The organism is Achromobacter sp. (assembly GCF_049647645.1).
Lineage (GTDB): Bacteria > Pseudomonadota > Gammaproteobacteria > Burkholderiales > Burkholderiaceae_B > Achromobacter.
Genome location: NZ_JBARYB010000251.1, coordinates 1 through 7,554 on the forward strand (window position 1 = coordinate 1; position 7,554 = coordinate 7,554).

Genomic DNA, 7,554 nt, shown 5'->3' on the forward strand with positions numbered 1-7,554 from the left:
GACCGGCTGCCAGGCCCGCGGTGTGGCACGCGCGGGCGCGGCCAGATTGCCGCTGGTCGGCCGCATCAGGCCGCGGCAATTGCGCAGGAACAGGGGCCAGAAGCGCGACAGGTCATCGTTGGTCCAGCCGGGCATTTCGGCCCAGTTGGCCGCCTTGAACTTGCCGGCCAGCGCGCGCGGCGGCGTATCGGGCAGCGCCGACAGCGGCGGCACCACCAGGGGGCCGTCGGCTGCGGGCGCGGACGGGCCGGGGAGGCCGGACGAGCCCGAGTCGGGGGGGATATCGGAGGGGGTGGAACATGCCGCCAGCAATACGGACAGCACGGACAGGCTGAGAATGCGCTTCATGAGCAAATGAAAAAACGTGCGACGGGTGGCCGGGCCATTCAATGCAGGGTACGCGGCATGGCCAGGACGAATTCGGCGATCGGCACTTCGAACGGGATGCCGTTCTCGCCGACGCAGTGGTAGGTGCCCCGCATCGTGCCCACCGGCGTGGGCAGGGGACAGCCGCTGGTGTATTCGAAGGTTTCGCCGGGCGCCAGCAAGGGCTGCTGCCCGACGATGCCCAGGCCGCGCACTTCCTGCACGCGCTGGTTGCCGTCGGTGATGATCCAGTGGCGGCTGATCACCTGGGCGGGATGCTCGCCGGTATTGGTGATGCGGACGGTGTAGGCGAACACGAACTGCTGTTCGGCAGGGTCGGACTGTTCGGGCACGAAGCGCGGAGAGACAGAGACGCTCAGGTCGTAAGGTTTCACAGTCCTTCCCTGTGTGATGCTGGCAGGCTACCGTGGTACGGCGCCGGACGCTGGAAAAGACGCGGTTCCCGGACCCGCCGGGCCGGGCCATTCCCGGTACCGCGCCTCAAACTGCAATAATGGCACATTATGCCCTCCCCGATCCCGAACATCATGTCTACCCAACAGGCTTCCACCCGCATCACCCCCAGCATCCTGTCGGCCGACTTCGCCCGCCTGGGCGAGGAAGTCCGCAACGTCGTCGCCGCCGGCGCCGACTGGATCCACGTGGACGTGATGGACAACCACTATGTCCCCAATCTGACGATAGGCCCGATGGTGTGCGCGGCGATCCGCCCCCACGTCCAGGTGCCCATCGACGTGCATCTGATGGTGGAACCGGTGGACGACCTGGTGCCGATGTTCGCCAAGGCCGGCGCCGACTACATCAGCTTCCACCCGGACGCCAGCCGCCACGTGGACCGCACCCTGTCGCTGATCCGCGAAAACGGCTGTAAGGCCGGCCTGGTGTTCAACCCCGCCACCCCGCTGTCCTACCTGGACTACGTAATGGACAAGATCGACCTGATCCTGATCATGTCGGTGAACCCTGGCTTCGGCGGCCAGAGCTTCATCCCCGGCGCGCTGACCAAGCTGCGCGAGGCGCGCGCCCGGATCGACGCCTGGATGCAGGCCGGCGGCCAGGAAATCGTGCTGCAGGTGGACGGCGGCGTGAAGATCGACAACATCGCCGAAATCCGCCGCGCCGGCGCCGACACCTTCGTGGCCGGCTCCGCCATCTTCGGCAAGCCGGACTACGCCGGCATCATCAAGTCCATGCGCGAACAGATCGCCATCGGCGAAACCACCGCCATCTAAGCCCTGGGAACCGACATGACCGCTTTTCGCGCCGCGCTGCTGGACCTGGACGGCACCCTGCTGGATTCGATTCCCGACCTGGCCTTCGCGGCCAACGCCATGCGCGTGGAGCTCGGCATGTCGCCGCTGCGCGAAGACGTGGTGGCCACCTTCGTGGGCAAGGGCGTGGACAACCTGGTGCGCCGCAGCCTGGCCGGCAGCCTGGACGCGGCCGACCCCTCGCCCGCCGAGTTCGATGTCGCCCGCGCCGCCTTCTATCGCCACTACCACCTGTCCAACGGTGAGAAAGCACAGATCTACCCCGGCGTCATCGAAGGCTTGAAACTCATGCGCGAGCAGGGCCTGAAGCTGGCTGTCGTCACCAACAAGCCCACCGAGTTCACCCTGCCGCTGCTGCAACGCACCGGCCTGGCGGGCTTTTTCGATGCCGTGGTCTGCGGCGACACCTGCGAGCGCCGCAAGCCGGATCCCGACCAGGTGTTGCATGCCTGCGACTTGCTCGGCGTCGCCGCAGAGGAAGCCGTGACCATCGGCGATTCCGTCAATGACGCCCAGGCAGGCCGCAGCGCCGGCACCCAGGTCCTGGTGGTGCCTTACGGCTACAACGAAGGCCGCGACGTGCGCGAGCTGGATGTCGATGGTATAGTTGACACGCTAGTCGCCGCCGCCGAGTGGGTCGTGATCTGGAATCAAACCCGGAACGCGGCAAAAGCCGGCTCTTGAATACCTGGCGGCTCACCGCGAATTCAATACTGAACAAAGCTCAATGAACGTTTCCATCCAGAACCAAATGCTCGGCGCCTCGTGGCGCTGGTGGCGTTTGTCTTCCGGGTGGCGATGATCCCTCCCGGCCCTGGACGCGTATGCCGCCTAGTGCCGTAGCTGTGTAAAACACAGAGCCAAGCCCGGAACCAGTAACCTGGACCGGGCTTTTTTGTTGTGCGCCTGGTCCGAAAGCAGATAAATCGCTCACGAGACCCGACATGACCGAAATCGAATTCAAGGCCCTCGCCGCACAAGGCTACAACCGCATCCCGCTGGTCGCCGAAACCTATGCCGACCTGGACACCCCGCTGGGCATCTACCTGAAGCTGGCGCACGCCGGCCCCCAGGGCGGCCGCATGACCTGCCTGATGGAATCGGTGGTGGGCGGCGAGCGCTTCGGCCGCTATTCCTTCATCGGCCTGCCGGCCCGCACGGTGATCCGCGCCAGCGGCGCCCGCACCGAAGTGCTGCATGACGGCAAGGTCGCCGAGATCCATGACGGCGATCCGCTGGCCTTCATCGAGCAATACCAGAGCCGCTTCAAGGTCGCCCTGCGCCCGGGCATGCCGCGCTTCTGCGGCGGCCTGGCGGGCTATTTCGGCTACGACACGGTGCGCCACATCGAGCCCTGCCTGGGCCCAGCGGTCAAACCCTTCCCCGCCGGCATGGAAGGCGGCACGCCCGACCTGATGCTGATGCACGTGGACGAGCTGGTCATCGTCGACAACCTGGCCGGCCGCATCTACCTGATGGTCTACGCGGATCCTTCCCAACCCGAATCCTACAGCCGCGCCCAGCAGCGCCTGCACGACCTGCGCGCCCGCCTGCGACGCCCCGTGGAAATTCCCTACAGCCACGCCAGCATGCAGACCGAAGAGCGGCGCGACTTCAAAAAGGAAGACTATCTGGCGGCCGTGCACCGCGCCAAGGAACACATCGCCGCCGGCGACCTGATGCAAGTGCAGATCGGCCAGGTCATCGCCAAACCCTTCCGCGATTCCCCCCTCTCCCTCTACCGCGCCCTGCGGTCGCTCAATCCCTCCCCCTATATGTACTTCTGGAACTTCGGCGACTTCCAGGTGGTGGGCGCGTCGCCGGAGATTCTGGTGCGCCAGGAAAGCGTGGTGGAAAACGGCGAGCCCAAGTCGCAGATCACGATCCGTCCCCTGGCCGGTACCCGCAAGCGCGGCGGCACGCCCGAGGAAGACGCCGCCCTGGCCGCCGAACTCAAGGCCGACCCCAAGGAAGTGGCCGAACACGTGATGCTGATCGACCTGGCGCGCAATGACGTGGGCCGCGTGGCCCAGGTGGGCTCGGTCAAGGTCAGCGACACCATGGTGATCGAACGCTATTCGCACGTGATGCACCTGGTGTCCAACGTCACCGGCACGCTGAACCCCGGCATGAGCAGCATGGACGTGCTGCGCGCCTCCTTCCCCGCCGGCACCCTGACCGGCGCGCCCAAGGTCGAGGCCATGAAGATCATCGACGAGCTGGAGCCCGTGCGCCGCGGCATCTACGGCGGCGCGGCCGGCTACCTGAGCTACGGCGGCGAAATGGACGTGGCCATCGCCATCCGCACCGGCGTCATCAAGGACGGCACGCTGTACGTGCAGGCCGCCGCCGGCATCGTGGCCGACTCCAACCCTGAAGCCGAATGGGCCGAAACCGAAGCCAAGGCCCGCGCGGTGCTGCGCGCGGCGGAGCAGGTGCAGCACGGCCTGGACGAGCCCATCTGAGGCCCCGCGAGCCCCAACGGATACATCCGGGCCGCCGGACGGCCCTACAGGAGAATTAAATGCTGTTGATGATCGACAACTACGACTCTTTCACCTACAACCTGGTTCAGTACTTCGGTGAGCTGGGCGAGGACGTGCGCGTCGCGCGCAACGACCAGATCACGCTGGAAGAGATCGCCGCCATGAATCCGGACCGCATCTGCGTGTCGCCCGGCCCCTGCTCCCCCGCCGAGGCGGGCATCTCGGTACCCGTGATCCAGGCCTACGCCGGCAAGAAGCCCATCCTGGGCGTGTGCCTGGGCCACCAGGCCATCGGCGCGGCCTACGGCGGCGACATCGTGCGCGCGCAGCAGATCATGCACGGCAAGACCGTGCAGATCTCGCACACCGGCACCGACCTCTTCACCGGCCTGCCCACCCCGTACACGGTGATCCGTTACAACTCGCTGACCATAGACCCCGCCACCCTGCCCGATTGCCTGGCCGTGACCGCGACCGCGCCGGACGGCGACATCATGGGCGTGCGCCACAAGACCTTGCCGCTATACGGAGTACAGTTCCACCCCGAGTCGGTGCTCAGCGAGCACGGCCATGCCCTGCTCCGCAATTTCCTGAACCTCGCCTAAGAAGGACGCATCGTGACGATTTCCCCCGCCGAAGCGCTGACGCGCTGCATTGAACACCGCGAAATTTTCCACGACGAAATGCTGCATCTCATGCGCATGCTGATGCGCGGCGAAATGTCGCCGCAAATCGCAAGCGCCCTGCTGATGGGCCTGCGCGTGAAAAAAGAGACCATAGGCGAAATCACCGCGGCCGCGCAGGTCATGCGCGAATTCGCCACGCCCGTGGTCACCCCCAACCCCGCCGACCTGCTGGACATGTGCGGCACCGGCGGCGACGGCAGCCACACCTTCAACATTTCCACCACCGCCATGTTCGTGGCGGCCGCGGCCGGCGTGCCGATCGCCAAGCACGGCAACCGCAGCGCCTCGTCCTCCAGCGGCAGCGCCGACGTGCTGGAAGCCCTGGGCGCCAACCTGGTGCTGACCCCCGAGCAAGTGGCCGAGTGCATCCAGGCCACCGGCATCGGCTTCATGTTCGCGCCCGCCCACCATGGCGCCATGAAGAACGTGGCCGCCGTACGCAAGGAGCTGGGCGTGCGGACGATCTTCAACATCCTCGGCCCGCTGACCAATCCGGCCGGCGCCGCCAACCAGCTGATGGGCGTGTTTCACCCCGACCTGGTCGGCATCCAGGTGCGCGTGCTGGAACGTCTGGGTTCGCGCCACGTGCTGGTGGTGCACGGCAAGGACGGCATGGACGAGGCCTCGCTGGGCGGCGCCACCCTGGTTGGGGAACTCAAGGACGGAAAAGTCCTCGAATATGAGATTCATCCCGAGGACTACGGGCTATCCATGATGTCCAACCGCAGCATCAAGGTGTCCAATCGCGAACAATCGCGCGAGCTTGTCATAGAGGCGCTGGAAAATGTCGAGGGCACCGCCCGCGACATCGTCGCGCTCAATGCGGGACTCGCCATCTATGCTGGCAATAAAGCCGATTCCATTCCCGAAGCCTTAGCACTAGCATTCGAATTGATCTCCACCGGCGCGGCACGAGCCAAGCTGGAAGAATTCTGCGCATATACCCGGAAATTCCTGAAATGAACGATATTCTCGCGAAGATCCTCGCCGTCAAGGCCGAGGAAGTCGCCGCCGCTCGCCAGATGCGCAGCGAAGCCGAAGTCCTGCGCGAAGCGCAAGCGCGGCAGGACGTGCGTGGCTTTGCCCAGGCCATCGAAGACAAGATCTCGCAGGGCAAGGCCGGCGTCATCGCTGAAATCAAGAAGGCCTCGCCCTCCAAGGGCGTGCTGCGCGACCCATTCAATCCCCCGGAAATCGCCTCCACCTATGCGGTGCACGGCGCGGCCTGCCTGTCGGTGCTGACCGACGTGCAGTTCTTCCAGGGTTCCCACGACCACCTGCGCCAGGCGCGCGCCGCCTGCTCGCTGCCTGTGCTGCGCAAGGACTTCGTGATCGATCCGTACCAGATCATCGCCGCGCGCGCCATGGGCGCGGACTGCGTGCTGCTGATCGTGGCCGCGCTCAGCCCCGCGCAATTGCGCGACTATGAAACGCTGGCGATGGAACTGGGCATGGACGTGCTGGTGGAAGTGCACGACGCCAAGGAACTGGAAATCGCGCTGACCATGAAGACGCCGCTGCTCGGCATCAACAACCGCAATCTGCGCACCTTCGAAACCAGCCTGTCGAATACGCTGGACCTGCTGCCGCAGATCCCCGCGGGCAAACGCGTCGTGACCGAAAGCGGCATCCTCAAGCCCGAAGACGTGCAGCTGATGCGCCAGCACAAGGTCGACGCCTTCCTGGTGGGCGAAGCCTTCATGCGCGCCAAGGATCCGGGCGCGGAGCTTGCGCGCCTGGTGGGCTAGGCAGCAACGCTATCTTGCACGCGGCGCGGCCAGTGCCGCGGCGCGCCGGTACAGCGTGCTGCGGTGCACGCCCAATGCGCGCGCCGCGCGGCTGACGTTGCCGCCGTGAGCGGCCAGGGCGTCGCGAATCGCGACGTCCGTCATGGCTTGCAGATTTGCCGAATCGGCGTTGCCGCTTGTGGATTGCGGCGCTGCTGCCGCGCTGCGGATGTCAGCAGGCAACATGTCCACGTCGACCACGCCGGCAGGCCCGGCCAGCACATGCAGCGTGCGCAGCACGGCCACCAGTTGCCGGTAGTTGCCAGGCCAGGCATAGGCGCCCAGGATGACTTCGATATCGGGCGGCAGGACCGGCCCCGCGCCCTGCGCCGCCCACAGGCCGCGCAGCAATTCCAGGCGGTCGGCGCGTGCGCGCAGCGGCTCCAGCGTGACGGTGTATTCGGCGATGCGGAAATACAGGTCTGCCCGCACCGGCGCATCGGGCCCTTCGTGAGCCAGCGGCCGATGGGTCGCGCACACCAGCGCAAAGTCCACGGACACCGGCCGCGCCGCGCCCAACGGCGAGACTTCACGCGTCTGCAGCACCCGCAACAGGCGCGATTGCAGCATCAGCGGCATGTCGCCGATCTCATCCAGGAACAGCACGCCGCCGTGCGCCTGGCGCAGCAGCCCCTTGCTGCCCTGGCGGCGCGCGCCGGTGAAGGCGCCGTCTTCGTAGCCGAACAGTTCGGATTCGATCAGGCTTTCAGGCAGCGCCGCGCAGTTCACCGCCACGAATGGCCCGGACGCGCGCTTGCTGCGCGCATGCAGCTGGCGCGCGAACACTTCCTTGCCCACGCCGGTTTCGCCCTGCAGCAAGATGGATACGCCCGCGTCCGACAGGTGCACGGCGCGCGCCAGCGCGCCCAGGGTCGCGGCATCGAAATTCGACGCAGCGGGGCGCGGGCCTGCCGCGGGCGGTAGCGTCGGCCGTGCC

General features: G+C 66.4%; 8 protein-coding genes and 1 pseudogene. 6 read left to right on the forward strand and 3 right to left on the reverse strand.

Translation table 11 applies throughout. The features are described from left to right. Both WBB14_RS28805 and apaG read right to left on the reverse strand, forming a co-directional pair. A pseudogene (locus WBB14_RS28805) lies at positions 1 to 348 on the reverse strand (murein transglycosylase A); the annotation flags it as partial. A 38-nt stretch (positions 349 to 386) separates the two neighbouring features. After that, positions 387 to 761: a Co2+/Mg2+ efflux protein ApaG gene (apaG, locus tag WBB14_RS28810; protein ID WP_207469053.1), complete on the reverse strand. Its 375-nt coding sequence runs from the start codon at positions 759 to 761 to the stop codon at positions 387 to 389. 129 nt (positions 762 to 890) lie between these two features. Between apaG and rpe the strand changes: the two genes are divergently transcribed. The 6 genes from rpe (at position 891) to trpC (ending at position 6,578) form a co-directional block, all read left to right on the forward strand. After that, the gene (gene rpe, locus WBB14_RS28815; RefSeq protein WP_207469054.1) at positions 891 to 1,619 is read left to right on the forward strand and encodes a ribulose-phosphate 3-epimerase; all 729 of its coding nucleotides are present in this window, start codon (positions 891 to 893) and stop codon (positions 1,617 to 1,619) included. 15 nt (positions 1,620 to 1,634) lie between these two features. After that, positions 1,635 to 2,342, forward strand: a complete 708-nt coding sequence (locus tag WBB14_RS28820; protein WP_424242781.1) for a phosphoglycolate phosphatase — start codon at positions 1,635 to 1,637, stop codon at positions 2,340 to 2,342. 260 nt (positions 2,343 to 2,602) lie between these two features. Then, the gene (trpE, locus tag WBB14_RS28825) at positions 2,603 to 4,123 is read left to right on the forward strand and encodes an anthranilate synthase component I (RefSeq protein WP_424242782.1); all 1,521 of its coding nucleotides are present in this window, start codon (positions 2,603 to 2,605) and stop codon (positions 4,121 to 4,123) included. A gap of 59 nt (positions 4,124 to 4,182) precedes the next feature. Further along, the gene (locus WBB14_RS28830; RefSeq protein WP_424242783.1) at positions 4,183 to 4,749 is read left to right on the forward strand and encodes an aminodeoxychorismate/anthranilate synthase component II; all 567 of its coding nucleotides are present in this window, start codon (positions 4,183 to 4,185) and stop codon (positions 4,747 to 4,749) included. Positions 4,750 to 4,761: 12 nt separating this feature from the next. Further along, entirely contained in the window at positions 4,762 to 5,793 is a 1,032-nt protein-coding gene (gene trpD / locus WBB14_RS28835) for an anthranilate phosphoribosyltransferase (protein ID WP_173144466.1), read from the forward strand. Continuing rightward, positions 5,790 to 6,578, forward strand: coding sequence for an indole-3-glycerol phosphate synthase TrpC (gene trpC, locus WBB14_RS28840; protein WP_424242784.1), 789 nt, complete (start codon positions 5,790 to 5,792; stop codon positions 6,576 to 6,578). The genes trpD and trpC overlap by 4 nt, the downstream gene beginning before the upstream one ends. Positions 6,579 to 6,587: 9 nt before the next feature. Here trpC and WBB14_RS28845 read toward each other — a convergent pair. Continuing rightward, positions 6,588 to 7,554: sigma-54-dependent Fis family transcriptional regulator (locus WBB14_RS28845; RefSeq protein WP_424242785.1), on the reverse strand; the 967-nt coding region annotated here is incomplete at its 5' end.